The 24085-nt window shown below is 71.8% G+C and carries 20 protein-coding genes and 1 pseudogene; 10 read left to right on the top strand and 11 right to left on the bottom strand.

Going from position 1 to position 24085, the window contains the following annotated elements; genetic code table 11:
- Positions 1 to 121: 121 nt before the first annotated feature.
- Positions 122 to 1291 carry a hypothetical protein gene (locus LN042_RS29310; RefSeq protein ID WP_230054427.1) on the bottom strand — a complete coding sequence of 390 codons (1170 nt, stop codon included), beginning with the start codon at positions 1289 to 1291 and terminating at the stop codon, positions 122 to 124.
- Between the two features lie 299 nt (positions 1292 to 1590).
- On the opposite strand from LN042_RS29310, the gene LN042_RS29305 reads away from it, so the two are divergent.
- The 6 genes from LN042_RS29305 (at position 1591) to LN042_RS29280 (ending at position 10050) form a co-directional block, all read left to right on the top strand.
- On the top strand, positions 1591 to 3192 hold the full coding sequence (locus tag LN042_RS29305) for a PP2C family protein-serine/threonine phosphatase (protein WP_230054426.1): 1602 nt from the start codon (positions 1591 to 1593) through the stop codon (positions 3190 to 3192).
- Positions 3193 to 3519: 327 nt separating this feature from the next.
- Complete coding sequence (locus LN042_RS29300) at positions 3520 to 3855, top strand: helix-turn-helix transcriptional regulator (protein WP_230054425.1); 336 nt, start codon at positions 3520 to 3522, stop codon at positions 3853 to 3855.
- A gap of 7 nt (positions 3856 to 3862) precedes the next feature.
- Positions 3863 to 6073 carry a hypothetical protein gene (locus LN042_RS29295; RefSeq protein ID WP_230054424.1) on the top strand — a complete coding sequence of 737 codons (2211 nt, stop codon included), beginning with the start codon at positions 3863 to 3865 and terminating at the stop codon, positions 6071 to 6073.
- Positions 6070 to 6780, top strand: a complete 711-nt coding sequence (locus LN042_RS29290) for a helix-turn-helix domain containing protein (RefSeq protein ID WP_230054423.1) — start codon at positions 6070 to 6072, stop codon at positions 6778 to 6780. The genes LN042_RS29295 and LN042_RS29290 overlap by 4 nt, the downstream gene beginning before the upstream one ends.
- Positions 6777 to 9092, top strand: a complete 2316-nt coding sequence (locus tag LN042_RS29285) for a DEAD/DEAH box helicase (RefSeq protein WP_230054422.1) — start codon at positions 6777 to 6779, stop codon at positions 9090 to 9092. Before LN042_RS29290 ends, LN042_RS29285 begins: the two co-directional genes overlap by 4 nt.
- Positions 9093 to 9120: 28 nt before the next feature.
- Positions 9121 to 10050, top strand: a complete 930-nt coding sequence (locus tag LN042_RS29280; protein ID WP_230054421.1) for a hypothetical protein — start codon at positions 9121 to 9123, stop codon at positions 10048 to 10050.
- Between the two features lie 64 nt (positions 10051 to 10114).
- Here the strand turns inward: LN042_RS29280 and LN042_RS29275 are convergent, their stop codons facing one another.
- The 4 genes from LN042_RS29275 to LN042_RS29260 form a co-directional block, all read right to left on the bottom strand.
- A complete protein-coding gene (locus tag LN042_RS29275; protein WP_230054420.1) occupies positions 10115 to 11131 on the bottom strand; it encodes a zinc-dependent alcohol dehydrogenase family protein in 1017 nt (338 codons plus the stop codon).
- Between the two features lie 268 nt (positions 11132 to 11399).
- Positions 11400 to 12095 (bottom strand): alpha/beta hydrolase, encoded by a 696-nt coding sequence (locus LN042_RS29270; RefSeq protein ID WP_230054419.1) that lies wholly within the window; start codon positions 12093 to 12095, stop codon positions 11400 to 11402.
- 546 nt (positions 12096 to 12641) lie between these two features.
- The gene (locus tag LN042_RS29265; RefSeq protein ID WP_230054418.1) at positions 12642 to 13178 is read right to left on the bottom strand and encodes an EF-hand domain-containing protein; all 537 of its coding nucleotides are present in this window, start codon (positions 13176 to 13178) and stop codon (positions 12642 to 12644) included.
- A 47-nt stretch (positions 13179 to 13225) separates the two neighbouring features.
- Positions 13226 to 13780, bottom strand: a complete 555-nt coding sequence (locus tag LN042_RS29260) for a hypothetical protein (RefSeq protein ID WP_230054417.1) — start codon at positions 13778 to 13780, stop codon at positions 13226 to 13228.
- A gap of 653 nt (positions 13781 to 14433) precedes the next feature.
- On the opposite strand from LN042_RS29260, the gene LN042_RS29255 reads away from it, so the two are divergent.
- The gene (locus tag LN042_RS29255) at positions 14434 to 15684 is read left to right on the top strand and encodes an alpha/beta hydrolase family protein (RefSeq protein WP_230054416.1); all 1251 of its coding nucleotides are present in this window, start codon (positions 14434 to 14436) and stop codon (positions 15682 to 15684) included.
- A gap of 421 nt (positions 15685 to 16105) precedes the next feature.
- Here the strand turns inward: LN042_RS29255 and LN042_RS29250 are convergent, their stop codons facing one another.
- The gene (locus LN042_RS29250; protein WP_230054415.1) at positions 16106 to 16738 is read right to left on the bottom strand and encodes an HAD family hydrolase; all 633 of its coding nucleotides are present in this window, start codon (positions 16736 to 16738) and stop codon (positions 16106 to 16108) included.
- 383 nt (positions 16739 to 17121) lie between these two features.
- On the opposite strand from LN042_RS29250, the gene LN042_RS29245 reads away from it, so the two are divergent.
- Complete coding sequence (locus LN042_RS29245) at positions 17122 to 18348, top strand: serine hydrolase domain-containing protein (RefSeq protein ID WP_230054414.1); 1227 nt, start codon at positions 17122 to 17124, stop codon at positions 18346 to 18348.
- A gap of 281 nt (positions 18349 to 18629) precedes the next feature.
- Here the strand turns inward: LN042_RS29245 and LN042_RS29240 are convergent.
- The 3 genes and pseudogenes from LN042_RS29240 to LN042_RS29230 all read right to left on the bottom strand — a co-directional run.
- Positions 18630 to 18893: pseudogene (locus LN042_RS29240) on the bottom strand (IS481 family transposase); the annotation flags it as partial.
- 109 nt (positions 18894 to 19002) lie between these two features.
- Positions 19003 to 19458 (bottom strand): hypothetical protein, encoded by a 456-nt coding sequence (locus LN042_RS29235; protein ID WP_230054413.1) that lies wholly within the window; start codon positions 19456 to 19458, stop codon positions 19003 to 19005.
- A 499-nt stretch (positions 19459 to 19957) separates the two neighbouring features.
- A complete protein-coding gene (locus tag LN042_RS29230) occupies positions 19958 to 20686 on the bottom strand; it encodes a ricin-type beta-trefoil lectin domain protein (protein ID WP_230054412.1) in 729 nt (242 codons plus the stop codon).
- Positions 20687 to 20949: 263 nt separating this feature from the next.
- On the opposite strand from LN042_RS29230, the gene LN042_RS29225 reads away from it, so the two are divergent.
- A complete protein-coding gene (locus LN042_RS29225) occupies positions 20950 to 21222 on the top strand; it encodes a hypothetical protein (RefSeq protein ID WP_230054434.1) in 273 nt (90 codons plus the stop codon).
- Positions 21223 to 21325: 103 nt separating this feature from the next.
- A complete protein-coding gene (locus tag LN042_RS29220) occupies positions 21326 to 21586 on the top strand; it encodes a hypothetical protein (RefSeq protein ID WP_230054411.1) in 261 nt (86 codons plus the stop codon).
- Between the two features lie 29 nt (positions 21587 to 21615).
- Here LN042_RS29220 and LN042_RS29215 read toward each other — a convergent pair whose 3' ends face one another.
- Both LN042_RS29215 and LN042_RS29210 read right to left on the bottom strand, forming a co-directional pair.
- A complete protein-coding gene (locus LN042_RS29215; RefSeq protein ID WP_230054410.1) occupies positions 21616 to 22116 on the bottom strand; it encodes a metallophosphoesterase family protein in 501 nt (166 codons plus the stop codon).
- Positions 22117 to 22536: 420 nt separating this feature from the next.
- Entirely contained in the window at positions 22537 to 24075 is a 1539-nt protein-coding gene (locus LN042_RS29210; RefSeq protein ID WP_308191880.1) for an FAD-dependent oxidoreductase, read from the bottom strand.
- Between the last annotated feature and the right edge of the window lie 10 nt (positions 24076 to 24085).

Genomic DNA, 24085 nt, shown 5'->3' with positions numbered 1-24085 from the left:
GCCCCACATGATGGCCTGCCGGGCCCCGGTCATCACGGACGCGGGACGACCAGAGCCGTGTCGTCGGTGAGTCCGGCGCGGGATGAGATCGGCCGGGAGGGTGTCGGCGAGGCTGTCGGGGTCAGTGCTGCGCGGCGCAGCTCGTGTTCGGGTAGTCGTTGGCCTGCTGCGGGACGCCGTCGCGGGTCCGGGTGGTCTGCGGGGTGAGGGCGGCGACCTCCTGGGCGAGTTGCCGGTAGGTGGCTCGGACGTGCAGGTCGGCGGCATCGGGCTGGTCGATCGTCGTCAGCGGCTCGTGTGCGGCCGCTGCCAGGGAGTTGATGGATTCCTGGCCGTAGGTGGCGACGATCTGCTCCAGCGAGAAGACCGGAATCGTTTTCTGGCCGAGCGTGGCCAGCAGGCGTATGTCGTGGACCAGTGGCGCCAGTGTGGTGTACGGGGCGAGGCCGGCGACGCCGACGGTCAGGTCGCCCGCGTCACCGAGGTGTTGACGCGCGGACTCGTAGTAGGAGGTGATCAGGCCGCTGCTGACGGTGGGGCCGAAGTCGCTGCTGAAGTCGGAGCGGTATGCCTGGAAGTAGTTGGCGTTCCAGGTCGTGGGTGGGTTGCTGGTCGCGTTGAGGGTGTCCTGCAGGGCCAGGGTGCCCGCGTCGAGGTCGTCCAGCGACTGGGGCATCGCGGTCTCGTCGAGCGAGAGGCCCTCTCGGTGGGCGCGCTCGATCAGGGCCTGGTCGGCGGCGATGGCCCGGCACTGCTGGGCTGGATCGATGTTGGTGGTGAGCAGTTGCTGCTGGGCGCTCTGGTCGCCGGCCATGGCCTTGCCGACCAGGTCCATGGTCTGCGCGGTCCCTTCGTCGTCGACGACGATGCCCTGGGCGTGCAGCCGGTCGGTGTCGAGCCAGGTGTGGATCGCGTCGACCTCGGCCCGGGTCCGCGCGCCGGTGGTGTCGTTCCCGCCCGTCCAGATGGTGACCGGCAACGCCAGTCGATTGGCCTCGCCGACGATGTCCGTGGCCCAGGTGTCGGGGGCGCCGGGACGGTAGTCCGCGTCGTTCACCTGGACGAACAGGGCGACGTGGTTGCGTGCCAGGGTGTGCCACAGCTGCGGGGTCCAGATCGCCATGGTGTGCGAGGAAGTCCACACCGCGAGCCGCCCGCTGCCGCCGTGCCCGGGCGCGGCGGCCACGGGCGGTGCGCTGCCGTGGGGTGCGGCGTCGGCCGGGGCGCTGACAGTGCCCAGGGTGAAGGCCGTGGCGGCGAGGACGGTGACGCTGAGAAGCCTACTGCTCATGGGGCGCTCTCCCGCTTTCCGAGGATGGCGGTGCCCTTGCACCGCCCAGGCGCGTTCAGGGCTCAACTGACATGAGTGGCAGTCATGTTGACTGTACTGTCCCCAAGGACAAGGCTTCTAGTAATCGAGCACGACTCATCTTGGTCACACCATCCGGTCCGCCGACCGGCGCTGGAACGCCGTCGCCGGGGACACTGAGCGCCGCGCGGGGTGAGACGCTCGGCCGTGCAGACCTCCCCATCAAGGGGTTCGTCCCGGGTGGTGGTTCGCGGGCGTTGGCGACGTGACATGCTCGTTGCATGACCGAGCGCGAGTATCCGCAGGCACCACGGGGCGGCCTGTCGCGCCCCCAGCCCGCAGAAGGTGCCGCCGACGGGCCGGAGGGTCTGGCGGGGTCTGTGGTCCGGGAGGTCCTCGGCGGCCTTTCCGGTTCGGTGGTCTTCCTCCAGCCGGTCGTCGGGCCGCGAGGGGAGCTGGCGGACTTCCGGTTCACGGCCGCCTCGCCCGACGTGGTCGACATCGCCGGGCGCCGTGGCCGGGAGCTGGTGGGGCGGAGCATCCTCCAGACGTATCCGGGAGTCGCCGGTACCGGTCTGTGGCAGGGCTTTCTGAAGGCGTTGACGACCGGCGTCTGCTACGAGGGCGAGCTGGACTACGAGGAGGTCGCCGCGGGTGTCCCGCGCCTGTCCCGGTTCGCGGTGCGGGCGGTGCCCTGCCTGCAGGGACTGGTCGTGTCCTGGGCGCGCCTGGACCGCGGAGAGCGCGAGCGGCGCAGACTGGCGCTCATGCAGCACCTGGGCCGGATGGGCTGGGTGGACCGCGACCTGGTCCGCGGCGAGATCACCTGGTCCAGCGAGGTGTACTCGATCTTCGACCGGGACCGGTCGCTGGGACCGATGACGCTGGAGGAGCTGGCCACCCATGCCGTCGGCCCGGACCGCGCCCGCCTGGAGGACGCCGTCCGGCGCCTGCTGGAGGGTGGTGAGCCGATCGACGACACGTTCCGCGTCCGTCTGCCCCAAGGGCGGGTGCGGCACGTGAGGATCATCGCGGAGGCCGAAACCGATGCCCACGGCTACCCGGTCGAGGTCCACGGCCTCTTCCAGGACCTCACCGACGCCAAGCACACCGAACAGCAACTACTGGAACACCGGCAAAGCGCGCTCGCCCAGCAAAGCCTGCTGGCGGCCGAGCGCAACCTCGCCGCCCACCTGCAGGACACCCTGCTCCCGGTGCCGCAGCGGGTGCTGCACCTGGCGGACCTCACTGTGGACGTCGCCTACCGGCCCGCGCAGGAAGGCCTCAACCTCGGGGGCGACTGGTACAGCGCCATCGAACTGCCCGACGAAAGCGCCCTGCTCGTCGTCGGAGACGTCGCCGGCCACGGACTGGACGCGGTGGCCACCATGGCCCTGCTGCGCTTCACCGCCAAAGGCATGGCCATCACCGGAACGCCGCTGCCCACCATCCTCGCCCGCCTCAACACCCTCCTGCTCCACACCATCGAGCGGCACTCCAGCACAGCCACAATGATCATGGCTCGCTACCAACCCGCCGCCTCCCGGCTCACCTGGGTACAGGCCGGCCACCTGCCGCCCCTGCTCCTGCGCCACGGCCGCGCCCGCTACCTCCCCTCCCCCCAGGGCATCCTCCTGGGTGCCACGACCGCTCCCGTCTACGAGGCGTCCAGTCTCGACCTGCTGCCCGGCGACCACCTGCTGCTCTACACCGACGGCCTGATCGAGAACCCGGGCGAGTCCATCGACGAGGGCCTTGCCCGCCTGGCCCGCACCGCGACGGCCCACACCGACAGCCCCCGCTTCCTGGACGGGCTCCTGGACACCCTCGTCGAACCGCACGCCCGCCGCGACGACATCTGCGCCCTGCACATCAGTCACTGACCGCCTCCCGCTGCCACCGCCCCACCCTGACCCCGGCTCCCGCCCGAACGGGTGGCCGGCCGGGTGGGCGGGCCTCCCGGTGGTCACACGGCCATGACCAACCACCCGGCATGCCGCACCGCCCCGACCCCTGCGCGGCTGCCACCCGGTCGCCCAGTCGGTCCCGCCGTTCTTCGAGCCGCTCACCGGGACCCGGATGCCGGCGGATCGGGACTGACCGGGAGGCCACACGAGCACCATATGCGGTCATGAATGAGATGCTTGTGTGCTTGAAAACGTTGCGTATCAAGCGGTGCATCTGTTACCATCCAGCGCAGGAGGTATGTGATGTCTGAGCTGTTCGCGGCGGTGGACGCGCTGCTGGCCAAGGCCCGGAACGGTGGCGACCTGCCGGAGCCGGCCGAGCGGGAGCGGTTGCGCAAGGCGGCCGGCCTGACCCAGGTCGAGGTGGCCGAAGCCCTCAGTACCCGGCGGGAGACGTTCGCCAAGTGGGAGAACGGCACCGCCCAGCCGCGGGCCCCCAAGCGCGGTGCCTACGCCTTCCTGCTCGCCGGTCTGGCCGACCTCCACGGCACCCGGGGCCCGGCCGGCTGGCTCACCCTGGCCCGTCAGGCCCGCCCCCTCGACGCCGACGCAGACGCCACCACCGCGGAAGGGGCGTGACATCCTGATGGACCGCAAGGCGTACACCGCCGAGCTCGCCGGTCTGCGCGAGCTGCGCACCGAGATCACGGCTGCCGAGAAGGTCGTCGCCGCCGCGCAGAAGGAGCTGGACAAGCTCACCGCCCGGCGTTCGCGCCGCGTGGCCGGGCTCGCGGGGTACGAGGGCGCCCAGGCGCCGGCCATCGCGAAGGCCGCCGGGCTGTCGGTCGGTGACGTCGTGCGGATCGCCCCGCTGCTGGACCCGACCCCGGCCGCGGCCCGTACCGCCAAGGCCGACGACCAGACCGCCGCGCCCGCGCCCGTCGAGGCGCCCAAGGCCGAGCCGGTCGTCGAGCCCGCCACCGCGGTCGCCCCGACGCTGCCCCGGCCCGCCGTCATCGAGCAGCCACCCCCGGCCGACGTCGGGGGCCGGGCCGTCGCCGAGCAGCCCGCCCCCGCCGTTGCTGCGCCGGCCGAGGCGGTGGCCGTGTCGGTCGCTCCGGTCGCCGCCCCGGTGCGTCCGGTGGCCGAGGCCGGTCCGCGTGAGCTGCCCACCCTCCCTGAAGGCCCGGCGGGTGCGCGGTTCGAGGCCGTCACCACGGGCCTGGTCTCCAAGCGGCCGAACTTCGTCCAGCAGGCCCGCAGCACCGTCTTCCTGGACGCGGCGGCCGGTGTGCTCGCGGTGCGCGACCAGACGATCCGGGTCGACCTCGGCTCCCGCACCCCGGCCGAGATCCTGGACGCCGTCCTGGCCACCGCGCCGGGAACAGAGCGGATCTACATCACCGCCGGCGCCCCCTGGCACGACGGCGCCGAGCGCTACTCCACGCTCAAGGACGCGGTCGCGGCCTGGCTCAACACCCCGTCCGAGCGGTGGACCACCGCCGTGGGCTCGGGCCGGGACAAGTTGGCGGGGCACTTCGTGCACCAGCGCCAGCCGGTCGGCCGCTACGCCCCGTCCGCCGCCCCGGACGGCGGCAGCACCGAGATCCGCAGCATGGGGGAGTGGTTCGACCCGGACGGCGCCGATGTCGTCACCTGCCGCCAGGCGTTCACGCTGCTGTGGCAGGCGCTGCGCCGGCACTGGGACGACGCGGTGCTCATGGGCTCGCCGTCGCAGACCGGCCGTGACCTGTGGTCGCGAACCGTCCCGACCACCGGCAAGTGGGCCGGCGGCTACCCGGTCCTGTCCGAGGAGTTGCGGGGTCTGCTGCACGCGACGGGTGGTCAGGGCCGCACCGAGCTGATCCTGCCGCCGCGCGTTCCGGAGCAGCTGCCCGCGCTGGTGGAGTACGACCGCACCTTCGCCTACGCCAAGCACCTGTGGAAGTCGCCGGTCGGCACGCCGCGCCGCATCACCGCGCGGGCGTTCGCCGCGATGACGGAGGCCGAGCAGACCAAGGCCCTGATGAGCTGCTCGCACTGGAACATCAAGGTGACCGTCCCGTCCGGCTGGAACCACGTCGGCCTGCTCCCCGCCCCCGTCACCGGTGACCGCGCCTGGGTCTACCCGTCCGAGCCGGGCGCCACCTTCACCACCTGGGCGGGCGGTGCGGAGGTCCACCTGGCCCTGTCCAACCACCTGATGCCGTGGCGGATCGAGATCCTGAGCGGCCTGCTGTGGGAGGACGGCAAGCCCCTGGACGAGTGGGGCAAGCGGTTGAAGGCCGCGTGGGCGGACCTGACCAACCTCTCCCGCATGCACGGCGACGAGCGCCAGCGCCAGGCGGCCTACCTCGCCTCCCGCGCCGTCCGCTCCGTGCTGCTGTTCGGCCTGGGCGGGTTCGCGCAGCGCCCGCGCCTGGTCTCCGGCACCACGCCCGTCGGCGAGGCGCTGCCGGCCGGGGTGGAGATCCTCGGCCAGGACGACGCGGTGGTGACCTGGCAGCGGCAGACCGGCTTCTCCCGCGACCCGTATGCGCACCCCGAGTGGGCCGCCTACGTGTGGTCCGGCGCGCGGGCGGCGCTACTGGACACGAAGTACCGGCAGGGCAAGGAGGTCATCGGCTACGCCGGGGCCCTCCACGCCAGGCCGGGCACGGTCGTGTACTTCGGCACCGACGGCATCGCGCTGACCGAGCGCCAGCCCTGGCCCTACCGGGGCGAGGTCGGCGACTACCTCCTCAAGGGCCACCTCACCGGTCCCGTCGAGCACCCGACCAGCCAGGAGCAGTACCTCAAGCTGCGCGGCCTGGGCCGTGCCGAACTCGCAGCCACCGAAAAGGGAGCTGACCAGTGAGCCCGGCCGACCCGAACACGCCGAACGAGGCCGCGCGTCTGACTCAGGAGTTGATCGACGAGGGCTACACCAAGCGGCAGGTCGCCAAGATGCTCGGCCGCGACGCCTCGCTCGTCTCGCAGTTCTTCACCAAGGGCAAGGGCGCCGCGTTCGTCGGCGCACTGCGCCAGATGGTCCGTGCGGTGCGCGGCGGCGAGCGCGACACCGAGGCGCTGGCTGGCATCGCGGAGGCGAACACCACCCGCCGCCGCACCAGAACCGGGCAGAAGGCGCGGGTGCGGGGCAAGGATACGATCGGCACGCCTGGCGAGTCGATGGCCGGCCGCGCCGGGAAGCAGGCCATCAAGTCCGGGGCGAGCCACCTCGCCCCGGTCGTGCACGAGACCGGCCGAGCCGGCGGCCGCCTCGCGTTCACGGTCCGGATGAAGGCCGACCAGTTCACGATGTCGGCCGGCTCGGCGCAGGACTCCCCGGGTATGCGCCGCGGATTCATCCCCCGCGCGGACGGCACCGAAGAACGCACCTACGGCTCCAGCTCGACCGGCGGATTCGACGCCGCCGAGTGGTCCCAGCGCGTGGCGGACCACCACGGTGACGTCACCGAAGCGATGAAGGCCTGGCTGGTGGAGACCGGCCGCGCCGTCGAGGACGCGGACATCGCATTCCTGGAGGTCCGCGGCTGGGTGCCCCAAGGACCGACGCCGTGAGCCCCGCCGCCGCGAACCCGGTGGCGCTGCGCATGATCGAACCCGGCCTGCCCGCTCCGGCCAAGCCGCTCCGCGGCGTACTGCCGCTGCACGGATTCCAGAGGGACGCCGTCGCCGCAGCGGTGCGCGAGGTGAAGGACGGCGGCCGGGCGACGGTGGTCGCCGCGACCGGCTCCGGCAAGACCCTCATCGCCGCCGCCTGCGCCCGGCGTCTGGCGGCGAAGGGACGGGTGCTGGTGCTGGTGCCGACGATCGAGCTGCTGGAGCAGACCGCCGAAGCGTGGTCGACGAAGGGCGGGCGCCGGGGCCTGGCGGTGGCGGCGTGCTCGCGGGAGGAGGCGCTGGAGAGCGCGGAAGCCGGCGGCCGGATCGACGCGGCCGTGACCACGCAGGCCGCCGCCCTGACCGACCTGGTCAACGGTGCCCCGGACGGCCACCCGGTGACCGTGTACGCCACCTACGCCTCGCTGGAGCGCATCGTCCAGGCGCACCGGTTGTTCGGCCTGCGGGCCTGGGACGTGGTTGTGGTCGACGAGGCGCACCGCACCGCCGGTAGCGACGGCAAGCCGTGGGCGGCCGTGCACACCGACGACCAGGTCCCCGCCGCGCGCCGGCTGTACTTCACCGCCACCCCCCGGATCGTCGACGAAGCCCGGGTGCCGCACGAGGTGGCCGACGTCGCCGAAGGCACCGTCATCTGCTCGATGGACGACGAGAACGTCTACGGCAAGACCGTCTACCGCTGGTCGCTGGGCGAGGGGATCGAGCACGGCTACCTCGCCGACTACCGCGTGCTGGTCCCGGTGGTGACGGACGAGGACCTGCGGGAACTGCTCAACCTCCCCGCCGTCGCCGACCTGCGCTCCCAACGCTCCAACGAGGACCTGCTGCGCCTGGCCCTGCAGATCGCGGTGCTGCGCGCCGTCGCCGACCTGGGCCTGCGCCGGGTGATCACCTTCCACTCCCGGATCGCGGGGGCGCGCGCGTTCGCCGGCGACCTGCTCCAGGCGGCCGAGTTGTTGAACGACCAGGACCGGCCGGAGCGGCTGTGGGCCAGTGCCGTCGCGGGAACGGACCGCCTCAGGGACCGCCGCCAGGCCTTCGCCGACTTCGCAGCCCACACCGGCGAGGACGGCGAGGAGTGCGGCATCCTCGCCAACTCCCGCCTCCTGTCAGAGGGGATCGACATCGCGGCGGTGGATTCGATCGTCTTCGCCGATCCCAAGTCGAGCATCATCGACATCGTCCAGGCCATCGGCCGCGCCCTGCGCCAGTCCTACCGTCAGGGCAAGGTCTCCTGGATCATCATCCCCGTCTACCTCCCCAGCCCGACGGTCGGCGACGACACCACCACCGCCGACCCGGCCGAGGTCCACGACGCCGGTGAGGCCGTGAAGGCGGAGGCCGACGCGGAGATCGAGGCGTCCAGCTTCCGCACGATCTGGCGGGTCCTGCGAGCGCTGGCGGCGCACGACGCCCGGGTGGTCGGCCGGATCACCGAGCTGCGCAGCAAGCGGTCCCAGGGCACCGCGCACACCACCGCGACCCAGCCCGCCGAGGGCGAGGCCGCCGAAGTCGGGGAGGGCGAGCGGCCGCCGGTGGCGGTGGAGTCGCCGATCGAGTGGCTGCGGATCAACGCCCGCCGGCACGCCGCGCAGATCCTCCAGACCGTCAAGCTCCGCGTCCTCAACCCCCGCGCGGTCGAGTGGCAGCGGATGCACGCGGTCGCGGCAGTGTTCCACCTCCAGCACGGCCACCTCGACCCCACCGACCGTGACAAGCACGCGGAGCTGATCTCCTGGCTCACCCGCCAGCGCCATCTGCACGGCCAGGGCCTGCTCGACCCGGCCCGGGTCAGCGAGCTGGACGCGCTCGGCATGATCTGGTCGAAGAACGCCAACGCCTGGGAACGCGGCTACGCCTACGCGAAGGCCTTCCACCAGCAGCACGGGCACCTGGCGATCCCCGCCACCGTGAAGCTGGACGACTACGCCGTGGGGGCGTGGATGCGCCGCCAGCGCAGGGCCGACAGACTCACCAAGGACCAGGTGGCGAAGCTCGACGCGCTGGACGAGTTGTGGCGGCTGGAGCCCGACTGGAACAGGTCGTACCGGCGCCTGCTCGCCTACCTCGCCGCCGGCGGAACGCTGACCGGCCCGGCGAACCGGACCGGCCTCGGCGCAGACCCGGCGTTCCGGCCCGGCAGCTGGCTGCGCAAGCAGGCAAAGGCCCGTAGCGACGGGAAGCTGACGGATCAGCAGGCCGCGCTCCTGGACGCGCTCCAGCGGCACGCCGAGACCGCGGTCGGCTGACCGCCGCCGAGAACAGGGGAGAGGCACCATGACCACGTTGGATTCCACGAAACCAGTCCCGTCCTACACCGGGTGGGGCGACCTGCCCGCCCACCTGGTCACCAAGACCCAGCTCGCCGACCTCGACCTGCCCCGCCGGCCCGGCGGCCCGGTGCGCGCCCGCATCACCGCCAAGGGTCCTTCGGGCCGCAGGGGCACCTTCGACCTGTACGACATCCGCGAGTCCGTGCCCAGCTCGGCCACGACCTCGCAGCTCGCCGCGGCCGCCGCCCGCCGCACTCCCGGCACCCGCGTCTGCGAGCAGTGCGGCGCCCACCCCGAGACCCCGTGTGCCCAGGTCGACGGCCGGCTGCTGTGCCGCACCTGCGCCCACATCCACCAGCTGCGCCGAGCCCAGAAGCAGGCCACCGCCCAGGCCACCCAAGCCCGCGAGCGCGCCGCCCGCCTTCTCGCCGACCAGCGCCTGGCCGTCCTCGCCGTCACCTACACCCACCGCCCCGCCGACCCCGCCACCGGCAAGGCACGCCCGCCGGTCGCCGCCCACATCACCGCCCTCGACCGCACCGGCGCCACCCTCTACGACCGCACGCTGCGCCTGACCGGCCCCCGCACCCCGGGCGCCCCCGCCGACGCGGTCGCGCCCGGCCCGGCCATCGCCGACCTGGGCGACCGGCTCGCGACGCGCACCGTGCTGCTGTGGGACGACGAACTCACCCCGCTCCACGACGCGCTGCGCCGCTTGAAGGTCCAGCACGAGCCGATCCTGCCGACCGACCACCAGCGGGTGCAGCACCTGAATACGACCGTGACCCGGTGGCGGGCCGACGTCGACCCCGCCACCGGCCACCACCGCATCCCCACTCCACCCGGCACCGCCAACCGTCTCCTCTACCTACTGAACCAGGTCGCCACAGCCGAACCGGTCCACCACCTCGGCGAGCTGCGACCAGCCCCCTGACGCACCGACAGGTGGTGACCTGGACGACGCCGGTCTCCGACGGGTTGGCCATGGCCCGGCGCCGTCAGGGCTTGAGGAGGGCCTTGATGGCGCGGCGCTCGTCCATCGCTCGGTAGCCCTCGGCGACCTCGGCGAGCGGCAGCGTGAGGTCGAAGACCTTGCCCGGGTCGATCCCGCCCGACAGGACGCGCTCGATCAGGTCGGGCAGGTAGCGCCGCACCGGGGCGGGGCCCCCGCGCAGACCGACGTGGGAGAAGAACAGCTCCTGGCCGTCGATGGCGACCTCGTGCGGAACGCCGACGAAGCCGACGCCGCCACCCGGGCGGGCCGAACGCAGGGCCTGCTGCATCGCCTGTGCGGTGCCGACGCACTCCAGTACGCTGTCCGCGCCGATGCCGCCGGTCAGCTCCTTGACCCGGGCGACGCCCTCCTCACCGCGCTCGGTGACGATGTCGGTCGCGCCGAACTCCCGGGCGAGCTCCTGCCGGGCCTCGTGCCGGGACATCGCGATGATCCGCTCCGCGCCCATCTCCTTCGCGGCGATCACCGCGCACAGGCCGACCGCCCCGTCCCCGACCACCACCGCGGTCGACCCGGGCCGCACCTGGGCGGCGTCGGCGGCCCACCAGCCGGTGCCCATCACGTCCGAGTTCGCCAGCAGGTTCGGCCACAGCTCCTCGCCGGGCACCTCGTCGAGGGCGACCAGAGTGCCGGCTGCGTTCGGGATCCGAACGTACTCGGCCTGGCAGGTGGACATGAACTCCCGGTGCAGGCAGTTCGACGGGAAGCCGTTCAAGCAGTTCGGGCAGGTGTTGTCGGACGTGGCGAACGATCCGACCACGAACTGGCCCGGCCGCAGACCGGTCACCTCCGAGCCGACCTCCTCCACGAGGCCGACGTACTCGTGACCCATCGGGTGCGGGTCGCCGATCGGCTCCGCCCCGCGGTAGGGCCACAGGTCGGAGCCGCAGACACAGGTCACCGCCGTGCGGATGATCGCGTCCGTGGGCTTGAGGATCTTCGGGTCGTCCAGCGTCTCGAAGCGGACGTCGCCGGGGGCGTGGATCACTGCACCGCGCATGAGGGGTTCCTTCGCGTTCCGGGGCGGACAGCCGGACGGGCCGGCCACCGCCGAGTGCGGGTCGGGCGCGGGGCTTCGCAACCGGGCGGTCGGGGCCCGGCCGCAGAGCGCCACGTGATCCAGGAAACCCGCTTTCGGCGGGCGCGGCGAGTCACCAGCGAAGGGTGTACCAGCAGTACCCGCTGCCCACCTGCTGCACACGCTCGATCGCCGCTGCGCTTGAACCGGGTGACGCTCTGCTCCGGGGCGGTGTTGTTGCCGCTCGCCGTCACAAACTCAGCACGAGGTCGCGGACCGCGGCCGGCTGGGACAGGAACGGGTGGTGGCCGGTGTTGAGCTCCACGACACTGCCTGCCCGGCCGGCGAACTCGCGTTGCAGCTCGGCGGGGGTGCCCCGGTCCTGCGCGCAGACGAGGTACGTCGTGGGCACGTGCTGCCAGGCCGCCGACTGCACCGGCTGCCCGAGGACCGCCAGGCTTTGCCGGGCCGTTTTGGCCATGGCCTGTCGCTGGATGTCCGGACCGCAGTCCTGGAGGAACGTCTGGGCCAGGGCATCCGGCCGGACGGTGAACGTGCCACCCCCGGGATCGAAGTCGAGGAAAGGGGCGGGCTCCCGGCCGCCGAACGAGGAGAGGCTCTGCCCGACCTCGGGCAGGTAGCTGGACACGAGCAGCAGATGACGCACGGCTTCGACGCCGGCCGCTGCTTCCGCGGTGACGATGCCTCCGTAGCTGTGGGCGACCACGACGGTCGGCTCGTCGCTCGCCGTCAGCACCCGCCGGACCGCCGCGACGTCCTCCGCCAGTCCCGGGCCTTGCAGGCTTGTGGGCTCGCCTGTCTCGCCGCAACTCGGCAGGGCGGGCGCCTCGCTGGCGACGTCCCGCTCGGCCAGCAGCTCAGCGGCGCGGTGCCACCACCACGATCCGTCCTTGACGCATGCTCCGTGTACGAAAACGACTCTCATGACGACCTCCTGGCTCGAGCAGCCACGGTGTTCGGTGAACGAGACGGACATCGATAGCCACCCGATCCGCCGGGCCGGCCAACCAGCGTGCAAAGGTGCCAACCATCGTGCGGAGGCGCACGCGCCGGTTGCCACTGCAGGGTGCTACTGGGCGTTGCTACTCGGGGTTGCGCTGACCTCTGCCGCCGGAGGTTGCCTTTCAGGGCCGCCTGCTGAAGGCGGCGGCGCGCTTCTCGCCGCGCTGCGCGAAGTCCTGAGCAGGCCGCAGCGGACCCGCACCACCACCCTCGCACTGCGCAGCAGCGAGCAGGCCTCGCCGGCCCGTCCCGGGGCGCACCGCAGCCAGCCCTGACGGGCCGCCAGGACCCAGGGTCTGCTGTCGTCTCGCCGCGCGGCCCTGCCGGTGACTTCCGGCTGTGCCGCGCAACTCTGTCGACAGCGCCGCCTCTTCACAGCCGGCCTCGGCCGGGGTGGTGCCGTGGCGACGATGAAGGCGGCAGCACCCGGCCGCCGTGGCGGTGCCGTATGGCCTGTCGGGTGTGAAGGTCAGTACAAGGCTTCACCCATGGGGGAGTCGTCGCCGGTGACGTACGCTCGGATGGCCGCCAGGTATTCGCTGCGGCTGACCCGGCCGTCGCCGTTGGTGTCCAGTGCGTCGAAGGCCGCGTCGGCGTTGTCGGTCGGATTGCCCAGTGCCTGGCGCAGCATGGTGAACTCGGACCGCTGGAGCTCGCCGTCCTGGTCGGCGTCGGCGAGGTCGAACAGGGCCGCGAGGGCGTACCGGCAGACGTTGTCGAACTTGTCCCCGTCCACCCACGCCGTGTACTCCTCGTAGGTCATCACACCGTCGCCGTTGGCGTCCATCGCGGCCCAGGCCCGTTCGCCCGCGGTCTGTGCGGCGATGACCAGGGGATCGTCCTGCGCACGCCCGGTGGCCTGCCGGGCTCGTTCGATCCGGACGAAGTAGTCGTGCCTGGAGGCGGTTCCGTCTCCGTCGGTGTCCAGCATCGCGTAGATGCGGGCCTTCGGGGTTGTGGGGGTGGCCGTCGCGGTTGCCCGCGGTTCGGGCGGGGTGAGGGTCATGTCGGTTCTTCCTTCACGTGCGGCTGTGCACCGGTCGGCGGTGTTGTTCAGTGGGTGAGGCGGAGGACGAGGGTGGAGTCGAGGGCGGTCTCGCCTGCCGGGGTGCCGCAGCCGGTGCCGGAGCTGGTGCCCACGGCGTTGATGGTGTCGTTGGCGAAGCGCGTGCTGTCGGCGGTGACGGTGCCGCTGACGACCAGTGAGGCGGTGCCGTTCACTTTCACGACGTCGGTCTTGTCGAACCTGAAGGTGGAGGTGGTTCCGTCGGTCCAGTGGATGGTCGTGGTGGACGTGTCCCCGTGTTCGTCTCCGGTGCACTCCGTGCCGGGCATGGTGACGGTGCGTTGGAAGGTTCCGGCGGCCACGGGCGCGTGGGCAGTGTCCACACATGTCACGGTTCCGGTCATGACCAGCGTGTCGGCCAGCGGGAGGTTGACGCCCCCTGGATCGACTGCGGTGGCGAAGACGCCGTGGGCGTTGAGCACGCATGTGGCATCGGTCGTGGGTGCGGTGGAGTTGGCGTGGGCCGAGGCGCCGGCGAACAGCGGTACGGCGGCGAGCAGCGGGGCGCAGGCCAGCAGGGCACTGCGGGCAGTGATCTTCATGGTGTCGGGTTCTCCCGGTGTCTGGTTGGCGCGTTGATGGAGCTCACCGGGATAACGCCCCGCGAAGCCGGCGGTTGCGGCTACCCGCTGCACGGAAGTGAGCCAAGGGTCGAGCCGTGGGCGGGCAGTGGGCGGTGGTGGCCATCGGGTGGTGCTTGAGCTGCCGTTCGACTGATGTGGCCCGTCCTGGACGGGCGGTCAGCTCCGCCTCGAAGCATTTCCAGAGCGGACAAGAGGCTCGCTGTCGGAGGAGAAGTCCCACTCGGGTGTGAGCATGGCGTTTCCTGTGTCACTCACCAGGAAGTCCCTGACTGCGGGGCGGGCCCGCTGCGCAACCTCGCTGATTTCACGAGCGAGTGCTGGGTTGTCGTGCGTCCTTGCGCCAGAAGCGCCGTCAAGGACCCGACGGCCCTGGGAGCACGGAGCGGACAACTCCCCGGGCGCTGAAGGAACTCAACCGCCAGCCGCTCGCCTTCTGGCGCTCCGGATTCGCCTCGCTCGACACCTGAGGTCCCTGTTCGCCCCCGGGCGTACCGGGGGTTCTCCCCACCCCCAGTACGCCCGGCAGCTCCATCGTTCCCGGGCCGCCGCGCTGGAAGTGTTGGGGGCACCGGGAAGCTCCCGGGAGCGCGACCGAACGAGGGAAGACTTCGATGACCAACCCGATGCCGAAGCAGCAGTCGCACCGCCGCACCACCCTGCGGCTGTCCGCAGCCGCCGTCGTCCTCTGCCTGACCGCCGGGGCCGGCAGCGCCACCGCGACGGCGGTCGACCTGGGCGCCGGCCGGGCACACCGCGGCGCCGTGGTCTCGGACACCCCGCTTGCCGCACTGGACGCCCAGCAGGCCACCACCAGTGTCCGGGACGCCGGCTTCGTCACCCCGGCCGAACGGGGCGGGGTCGAGCTGGAGCGGGTGGTCTACCGGACGGTCACCCCAGACGGGCGGCCCACCACTGCGAGCGGGCTGGTGGCGCTCCCGCGCGATCCGGGGCCGCGCGCACTGACCACCGTCGAGTACGCGCACGGCACCATGGCCTACCGAGGTGAGGCCCCCTCGGTGGCGGACGGGCCCAACCGCGCGGCGGCGGTGATGTTCGCCGGGGACGGCTTCGCCGCGGTGGCGCCGGACTACCTGGGGCTGGGCGTCGGGCCCGGCACCCACCCGTACCTGGACGCGCCCTCGGAGACCACGGCCTCGACCGACCTGCTGGTCGCCGCCCGAGAGGTCGAGGCCCGGCACGGCATGCGCGCCGACGGCCGGGTGCTGGTGACCGGCTTCTCCGAGGGCGGGGCGGCCGCGATGAGCATCGGGCGGGCGTTGCAGCATGGGCAGGTCCCCGGCTACCGGCTGACCGCACTGGCCCCGGTGAGCGGACCGTACGACCTGACGGGCAGCGAGCTCCCGGCCGCCCTCGGCGGCCAACTGCTCGGCACGGACGCCACGTTCTACGCCGCCGACCTGGTGATCGCATGGAACCGGCTGCACCCGCTCTACGGCTCGCCGGCCGAGGCCTTCCAGGCGCCCTACGACCGCACCGTGACCGACCTGTTCGACGGCGAGCACACCGACGAGCAGGTGGCCGCCGCCCTCCCGGACAGTCTGCAGCAGCTCTTCACTCCCGCCTTCCTGCAGCAACTCCAGCACCCGACCGGCAAGTTCGCGCAGATGTTCCGGGTGGCGGACAGCGTCTGCCAGTGGGCCCCGCAGGTGCCGGTCCAGCTCTACGACGCAAACGGCGACCGGGACGTAGCACCCGCCAACACCCTCAGCTGCAAGGCACAGTTGGCGGGCGCCGGGGTCGACGCGCCGGTGGTGGACGCGGGTGCCGCCGACCACAACGGCTCGGCGCTGGCCTCCTACCCCCTCATCCGCACGTGGTTCGACACCCTCGCCGGACGCTGAGGTCGGCCTCAAGGCCCACGCCTGCGCGCGTCGCTGTCAGGACGACGCTGCCCGCCGAGCGGCACGTCGCCCCAGCCAGAAGAGGCGACACCCGGATCACCGAGGCCGTGTGCGGCGCGATCCAGATCCGCACCCGGTGAGGTTGGCCGCGCGGGGCAGTGCGGGCAGGTGCGGGTCATCGTGCCCAGGTATTCGTCGTGCTCGTTCGAGTCGATGTTAGTGGCCAGTTCAGATTCCCCACCGACGGCCATCTGACGGGGAGTCATCTGGCCGTACGCGAATCACCGTCCGTAGCCAAAGATCGGGGCCATGTCGGTGATCTGTGCCAGACGCGGTGGTCACGGCAGATGTCCACCTATGAACTCCGTGCCGACGAGTGGGCGAGCGATACCCTAAGGCCGCGGTGCCGGAGCGGAGTGCCTCAGCTGAGTGCGCGCATCGCCAGAAGGTCCAGCGCCTGCTGGGGAACGGCCAGAACCGAGTCCGCGGGCTCGGTCCCGTCGTACATGTGCCCCCACCCGGCCGCAGCACTGTGGCTGCCCGCTGCTCTGGCGGCTCGAATGTCCAGCGGCGAGTCGCCGACGTACGCCAGTTGCGTTGTATCCGTGCCGAGCTCGCCTGCGGCGAACAGGATGCCGTCGGGCGCCGGCTTAGGACGGTGAACCTGGTCCCCGCCGATGACGAGATCGGCCTCCAGGCCCGCGGACTTCAGCAGCATGGCGGCCGCCCGGGTGCTGGCCCCGGTGAACACCGCGCGGACCCGCCCCTGGGAACGCAACACATCGAAGACTTCGCGCACCCCGGGGTAGAGCCCAGGCTCAGCGCTCTCCAGCTCCCGGTAGTAGACGTCCGTCTCGTCCGAGGCCAGTCGCCGGCCGACGAGGTGCTCCAGGATGACCTCGGGTGTGCCGCGCCAGTAGGCGCCGACCACCTCGGCTTCGTCGATGGACCGCCCACCCAGCGCCCGCACCGTCCTCACGAACGCTGCGGGCACCACCACGGTGGTATCCAACAACGTTCCGTCCATGTCCCAGAGCAGCGCTTCGATAGCCATTGCACGATCCTCGATCTCAAGCCGCTGACGATCAAGAGTCCGAACACCACGTGAGGCAAAGCCTTGGCATGGCGTCACGGTCTGTGACACGGCCTTCTGGCGTGCTGCCCGAACTGGCCGCCGGCGGGGACTGGCAACTGGCCGTACCTGGGGAAAAGATCTTGGCCGCTGACAGTCGAGGGGGCGTCGTCCGGAAGGGCGGCGCCGACGCCTTGGTCCAGCCCGCGTCCAGCCCTGATAGGTGGTCACCCCGAGGCGGGAGGCGGAACTGATCAGGGGTGGTTCAGGGGCGATCCCGATACCCACCAGGGGTGGTGGCGGAGCAAGATCGATCATGTCGCCATGAGGCCGACGCAACCGCAGATCCTTCAACGGAGTGTCACATGAAGCCCCTCGCCCGTCGTGCCGCCGCTCTCGGGCTGGCCTGCTCCGCCCTCGTCGGCCTCACCGCCGCCTCGGGGACCCAGGCCTTCGCCGAAGGCAGCTCCGGTCCCGATGCCGGGTCCACGACGGCCTTCCCGCCGCTGGACCCCGCCGCATTGGAGGCCGCCATCCAGACCCACCCCGGCGACGACGCCACCGGCGCGATCGCCCGGGTCGCCGAACCGGGCCGGCTGTGGAAGGGCTCCACCGTCGACAGCCAGAGCGGCCGAAAAATCCCGGAGAACGCGCACTTCCACGCCGGCAGCATCTCCAAGGTCTTCGAGACCACCGTCATCCTCCAACTCGCCGCCGAGGGCAGCATCGACCTCGACCAGACCGTCCAGCACTACATGCCGGGCCTGCTCCCCAAAACCTTCGCCCCCATCACCGTCCGCGAGCTGGTGAACTACACCAGCGGCCTGCCGAACGTGGACGAGGGCAAGCCCGCCGACAGCGCCGACGACACGATCGCCAACCGCTACACCTACCGGACCTTCGACGAGATCATCCAGGACACCCTGCGCCCGGCCGACCGCCCGTGGCCCGGCCCGCACTTCGCCCCCGGCACCAAGCAGGAGTACAACTCCCTCGGCTTCCGTATAGCGGCCAAGCTCATCGAACAGACCACCGGCCACTCATTCAAGGACGAGGTCACCGACCGCATCCTCCAACCGCTGCACCTCGACCAGACCTCGGTGCCCGAGGACGACCCCCAGATGCCCCGCCCCTACCTGCACGGCTACATGACCGACGACAGCGGCCGGGCGGTGGACGTCAGCGAGCAGGGCGGCGACCCGTCCAATATGATCTCCACTCCCGCCGACCTGGACCACTTTCTCACCGCCCTCTTCCAGGGCCGCCTGCTGCCCGCCGCGCAGCAGAACGAGTTGTTCACCCTGCCCAAGGACAACGAGGGCAAGCTCGTCCCGTTCGTCGGCGGCACTTCCTGCAACAAGCAGGCCTGCTTCGGCGCCGGCCTGATGTCCACCCCGCTGCCGAACGGCACGGTGCTCTGGGGCAAGACCGGCCACGACGACGGCTACGCCAACGGCATGTTCGCCACCCGCGACCTGTCCATCCGCGCCGTCTACTCCGTCTCCAACCTCGGCCTCGACTTCGGCGCCCCCACCCCGCTCGCCAACCGCCTCCTCGGCGCCGTGCTGAACCCGTCCGCCCCGCAGCACTGACGCGACCGCGGCGCGGGGGCTGACATCGCGTAAGGTCCGGGGGCCTACTTGAGGACCCCGAAGGCGATTATGAGGCCTTGATGACGGCTGCTCAGGGCCGGTCTCCGCACGCAGCTGCTCGGTCGACTCCCGGGCCCGCGCCTCGTCGACCGGGCCGGCCTGGTCCTGGTGCTCGCTGTCCATGCCCGGAGCGCTCCCGGGGTGCGGAGCCGGAACCGCCGGTTGGGGCTGCGGGCGCTGCTGGAGGAGTAGCACTGCTTCCTCGACGCGGCCGAGGTCGACCGGGAGTGGTCGTCGACGGCGTTGTGCAGGTAGCTGTAGCCCACGCCGGAGCGGGTCTTGCGGCCGGCCTGGCGGCCGAGTACGTGGTGCCCGCCGGCATCGGGGATGTTGCCGAGCTTCTTGATGTCGACGTGGACCAACTCGCCGGGTGCGTCATGCTCGTAGCGTCGGATCGTTCGGCCCGTGGCCCGGTCGAGGTGTGCGAGGCGGGCGAGCTTGTAGCGGGTGAGGACCCGGTGCGCGGTGGCGGGCGCGGGACCCAGCGGACGCCGGTGAGGGCGTTGTTGTCGGCGAGCTGGACCTGCTGCCGACCGTCAGCGCAAAGAGGCGGCCGCGATCTCGCGGCCGCCTCGAGACACGGTATGGACCGGGTCAGATGGGGTTGGTGCAGTGGGTGGCACCCGTCCAGCCCGTGAGGTCGGTCATGTAGAAGCATGCCTCGGCGAGGTAGCCCGGGCCGTCCCAGTACTGCCCGGTCGACCACAGGTTGACACCGCCGGGGGTCGGGCCGAGATAGATGGGCTGGTTGCCGTAGAGGCTCGTAAACTTGCCGTAGTTGCCGGACGAGTCCCTCTGGGCACGCTGGATCCAGAAGTGACAGTTGAACGTGTCCCCTGTGTTGTGGTTCCAGAAGTTGCTCTGGACGTAGTCCTGGTCCGTGCCAACCAGCGAGATGTTGGCCTCGCAGTCTCCGTAGTTGGTGTTCACGGTGACGTCCGCGTACTTCGGCGCGTTGGTGGCGGTGTCGGCGAAGGCCGTACCCGATCCCATCGACACGGCCAGCATGGCCGCACCGCCCGCTATGACTGCCTTGAGAGACTTGCGCATCGCGACTCCTGCTGAGCTGAAAGATGATCACAGGGTTTATAGCGCATGTCGTGTGCGGACACGAAATCTGCATTCGCGCCGTTGGAGGACTCCATCACGTAAGGCCCTCTCTCCCGCTGGAGTCGCGCGGCCGCGCAGCCGCAGCCAGCGGGCTGCTGCCGTGCGGACTGTGCACGCCGCTGCTGGACCAGCCCGCACTGCACGGGGCCCCGACGATCGACGGCGCTGAAGTGCCCTCGGAGTGGTCCCCGCCTGGATGGGGGACCTCTCCGAGGGCACCAGCCTGCGCGAGCAGTTGGCCGCTCGCCGCCGCGAGCGCGAACTCGCTGGGAGCCGCTGATGAGGCACGGCCACCGGTACCGACCTGCACGCCGCCCGCCGACTCGCCCGCAGGAACGGCAACGCCCCGCCCCGCGCACCGGCACCGCCAAACCGGCGGCCTCGGGTAGCCGGTCGCATCTGCGGAAGACCGCAAGGGTGGAGACGGGGCGTCAGGCCGTCAGTGGGGCAGGCTCCACTGCTGGGCGCCGGAATTGTTGCAGTCGTAGATCTGAACCGGGGTGCCGTTGGCGGTGCCGGCGTTGCGCACGTCCAGGCAGCGGCCGGACTGCGGGTTCACCATCGAGCCGTTCGGCTGCGGCTTCCACTGCTGGGCGCCGGAATTGTTGCAGTCGTAGATCTGCACCGCCGTGCCATTGCCGGTGCCACCGTTGCGCACGTCCAGGCACTTCCCGAGGGCGTGCAGCGTACCGTCGGAGGCCACCGTCCACTGCTGGGCGCCCGAACCGTTGCAGTCGTAGAGCTGGACCTGGGTGCCGTTGGCCGTGTTCGCGTTCTGGACGTCAAGGCACTTGCCGGCCAGGCCCGTGATCTGGCCCGTCGGACCCGAGACCGGTGGCCCGCTCACGACGATCTCCGAGATGTTCTTCGTCGCGTAGGTGCCGTATCCGCAGAACCCCGTCGATGTCCCGCTCCCGTTCACCTGGTTCCCGAGCACCTGGAAACTGACCGGGAAGCCAGAGCTGTCAAGGTAGAAGCAGCCGACCTGAGCCTCCCAGATCTCGCCCGCGGGCACTCCGGAACAGTTCGCGGACCCCAAGTAGCCGCTGTAGCTGGTGCTGCACTGGCCGGGGTCGGCCTGTGCGGTGGTGACCGAGCCGAAGACCCCGAGGAGCGCAAGTGTCGCCGTCAGCAGGACGGCGGCGGAACCCTTCAGTCTGCTACGCATGGTGATGCACCTTCCGTTCATTGGTGATCGGATGAGCTGCTAACCGGCCTACAGCCTGGCGTCGGCACTCCGCTCTGTCAACTCTCGTGAATCAATGGCAGCATTGAATTCACTTCAGCTCATGTGCCTTCCTGGTGCCCAAGACGTGCATCCCCGGCGACCCGCGGACGTTCGGCGCCCGGCTTCCCCAGGACACGCCGAGACACGGTGAGGACCGCAGCCGACGAGGACGGCTGTCGGTGGCAGCCGGCAAGCTGACCGGCATGGACGAGGAGGCATTGATGCGGGGCAGGGTCTACGGAGCGGACCACGACGACCCCGATCCCGGCCCGCAGCCGGGGCACGTCTACCGCGAACTCTGTGCCGGCCCGCTCGACGGACTGCTCCTTGACGTGACCGGCTGGAGCACCGAGGAGCTGGCCGACGGTGCCGCGCTGCTCACCGAGATCGGTCGACACGGCCCGGGCGGGCGCGCGCACTACGAGCCCCGCGCCCAGGATCCGCTGCGCTGGGACTGGGTCGGCGACACTCCCTGATGAGGTCAGCGGGCTGTGCCTGAAGGGGAAGGCCGGTGTCGGCAGCGGTCGGGAGGGTGGAGACGGTACCCGGAGCCCGTCGCGCGCACCCTTCGGAGGCACGGTGAGCACCGCACCCGTGCGTGGCCACCACGACGACCGGCAGCCGATCGCCCGCACCCAGTACGGCGTCGCGGCGGCCCTGCCACCGGCGCAGCGCGTGGAGTTCTACCAGGAGATGGGCGAGGGGCCCTCCGACGAGACGATCGGCGGCCCTGCCACCGGCGCGCTGGTGGCTGCGGGCCGAGCTGTACCGGGCCCCGGAGGCGACCGGATCCACGCCGATATCCAGGCAGGTAATGGGCGTAGTCGCCGGCGACGCTGAGCTCACCGGCTCGGCTGCGTGCCGGCGGGTCAGGAACGGCGGGGCAGGGGGTGGAGTCGGACGTCGGTGAGCCGGCCGCCGGTCAGTTGGGCCGTCAGGTAGCTGGCGAACGGCTGGCGGCGGCGGTCCGTGGGGGAACCAGGGTTGAGCAGCCGCAGCCGTCCACTCCGACTGTCCCAGGGGATGTGGCTGTGCCCGAAGACCAGCACGTCGGTCTCCGGGAAGCGGGCCGCGCAGCGTTGCTCGCGGCCCCGGGCGGGGCCGGTCTCGTGGACCACGGTGAAACGGAGCCCGTCCAGTTCGGCCTCCGCCACCAGGGGGAGCCGGGCGCGCAGGGCCGGACCGTCGTTGTTGCCGTGCACGGCGATCAGCCGGGCGGCGCGGCGCTCCAGGAGGTCGAGGGTGTCGGTGTCGACCCAGTCGCCTGCGTGGAGGACGACATCGGCATCCTCCACGGCGTCCAGCAACTGCCCGGGAAGGGACCGGGCGCGGGTCGGGATGTGCGTGTCAGCGGTCAGCAGCAGGCGCACGGTGATCAGTTCCGTCGTGCGGGCGCACGGTGGTCAGTTCCGTTGTGCGCAGGGGCGCTTGGTCCACCGGTGCGGCCTTGCGGCCGGCCGGCGGGTCGGGCGCCGGGAAAGGACTGCTCCGCCGCCTGCCGTTCGGCGCCGGCTCGACGCTCCGCTCCCACCGGGACCGCGTGCCGGGGTCGGGGGTGCGCTGGGTGCCATCGGTCCACCTCTCCTCGGGTCCCGGGCCGAACGGCCGGGACCGGACGTCGGCCGTCCCGCCGGGCAGCGGCCCACCGTCCCGCCGGGCAGCGGCCCACCGTCCGTCCCGCCGGGCAGCGGCCCACCGTCCCGCCGGGCAGCGGCCCACCGTCCCGCGCCTTTCCGGTCTCCGTTACCGGAAAACGGACGGCGCGGACGGGACCGCCATTGTGGTTTGGTTCAGCCACCGCAGAGGCCGCGCAGGGGGCGGGTGCGGCCGCGGATGGGAACGGACCACAGGTCGTGGCCCCGGATGCCGAAGGTGGTCAGCAGGGCGTTGGCGGCGAGGAAGCCGGTGGTGGCGGCCCGCTCCATCAGCGCGGCCGGCAGCGGACAGCGGACGCCGTCGCCGGCGAGCACCAGGCGCGGGTGGGGCGTGCGCACGCCGGGGCGCCGGTGGTAGCCGCCGACGGCGAAGTGCGGGCAGTCCCTCTGCCAGAGGTGCCGGGTGTCGACGATCCGGGCGGCGGCGAGCTCTGGGTAGAGGGTGCGCACGCGAGCCAGCAGCTCCCGTTCGGTCGCGGCCCGGTCGGCGGTGGGCGGGACGGCGTAGGCGTGCAGTTCGACCACCGATCCGCCGGTGCGGGCCGCCCAGCCCGCGGCCTCGTCCTCCCACCGGTTGACGACGCTGACGTTGTCGAGCGGTCCGTGGCCGCTGGTGCCGAGGAAGCCGGGGCGGTCGGGCCGGACGGCGGTCGCGGTCCAGTAGCGGCTGACCAGGAAGGGCGGCGCCTGCCGGAGTCCGGCCGCGGCGGCGCGCCAGGCCGGGTCGGCGAGCCGGTCCGAGCGTTGGGCGAGGGTGCGCAAGCCGGCGGTGTCGGTGGCGAGGACGACGGCGTCGACCGTGGCGGTGGCGCCGTCGGCGGTGCTGACGTCGAAACGGCCGTCGGCACGCGGCAGCACCCGCTCGACGGCGGTGGCCAGTTGGATGCGCGCCCCCAGCGCCGCGAGCCGTCCGGCGAGGGGGTGCCACAGCGCTTCGGGGAACGGCCGGTTGGCGACGTCGAAGAGCAGTCCTTCGGATGATCCGAGGAAGTAGATGTGGAACATCAGCGCGAGTTCAGCCGCCGACAGGGTGTCGGGCGCGCTGAAGAAGCTCCGGGAGAAGACCTCGAAGGCCAGGTGCCGGGCGGATCCGGGGAAGTTCACGGCGGTGAGGAAGTCGGCGGCGCTGACGTGGTCGAGGGTGTCGTAGACGGCGGGCACGCTCACGTTCCCCAGCGGGCGGGCGGCGCGGGCGTCGATCCTGACCAGGTCGCGGAGGCGGAAGGTGGGGCTGCGCAGCGCGAAGGCCAGCGCGTTCCAGGGTGGGGTGCGGGGCAGTCGCAGGAAGCTGTCGGTGTGTCCGGTGCCGCTGTGCAGCGGGTATTCGGGCAGGGCGGTGAGGAAACCCAGGCCGGGGTCGATGCGTCTGAGCAGGGCACGCAGGTTGTAGTACTGGCGGAAGAAGGCGTGGAAGCCGCGGTTCATCGTGGCGGTGGTGCCGTCCGCGAGCACGGTGGGCCAACCGGCGAGCCGGCCGCCGAGCTGGGGGTTCCGCTCGTACAGGTCGACGGTGACGCCGCGTTCGGCCAGCGCGGTGGCTGCGGCCAGCCCGGCGATGCCCCCGCCGACCACGGCCGCGCGTGGCGCCGGGGCTTGGGCGTGCGGGAGCCCTGGCGGGGCGGGCCACTTGACGGCCCGCCGGTCACGGGCACCGGGCGGGAGCGGACGGGTCACGGCGACTCCG

Source organism: Kitasatospora humi (assembly GCF_020907985.1).
Classification (GTDB): Bacteria; Actinomycetota; Actinomycetes; order Streptomycetales; family Streptomycetaceae; genus Kitasatospora; species Kitasatospora humi.
This window is presented reverse-complemented; position numbering and strand designations above follow the sequence as displayed.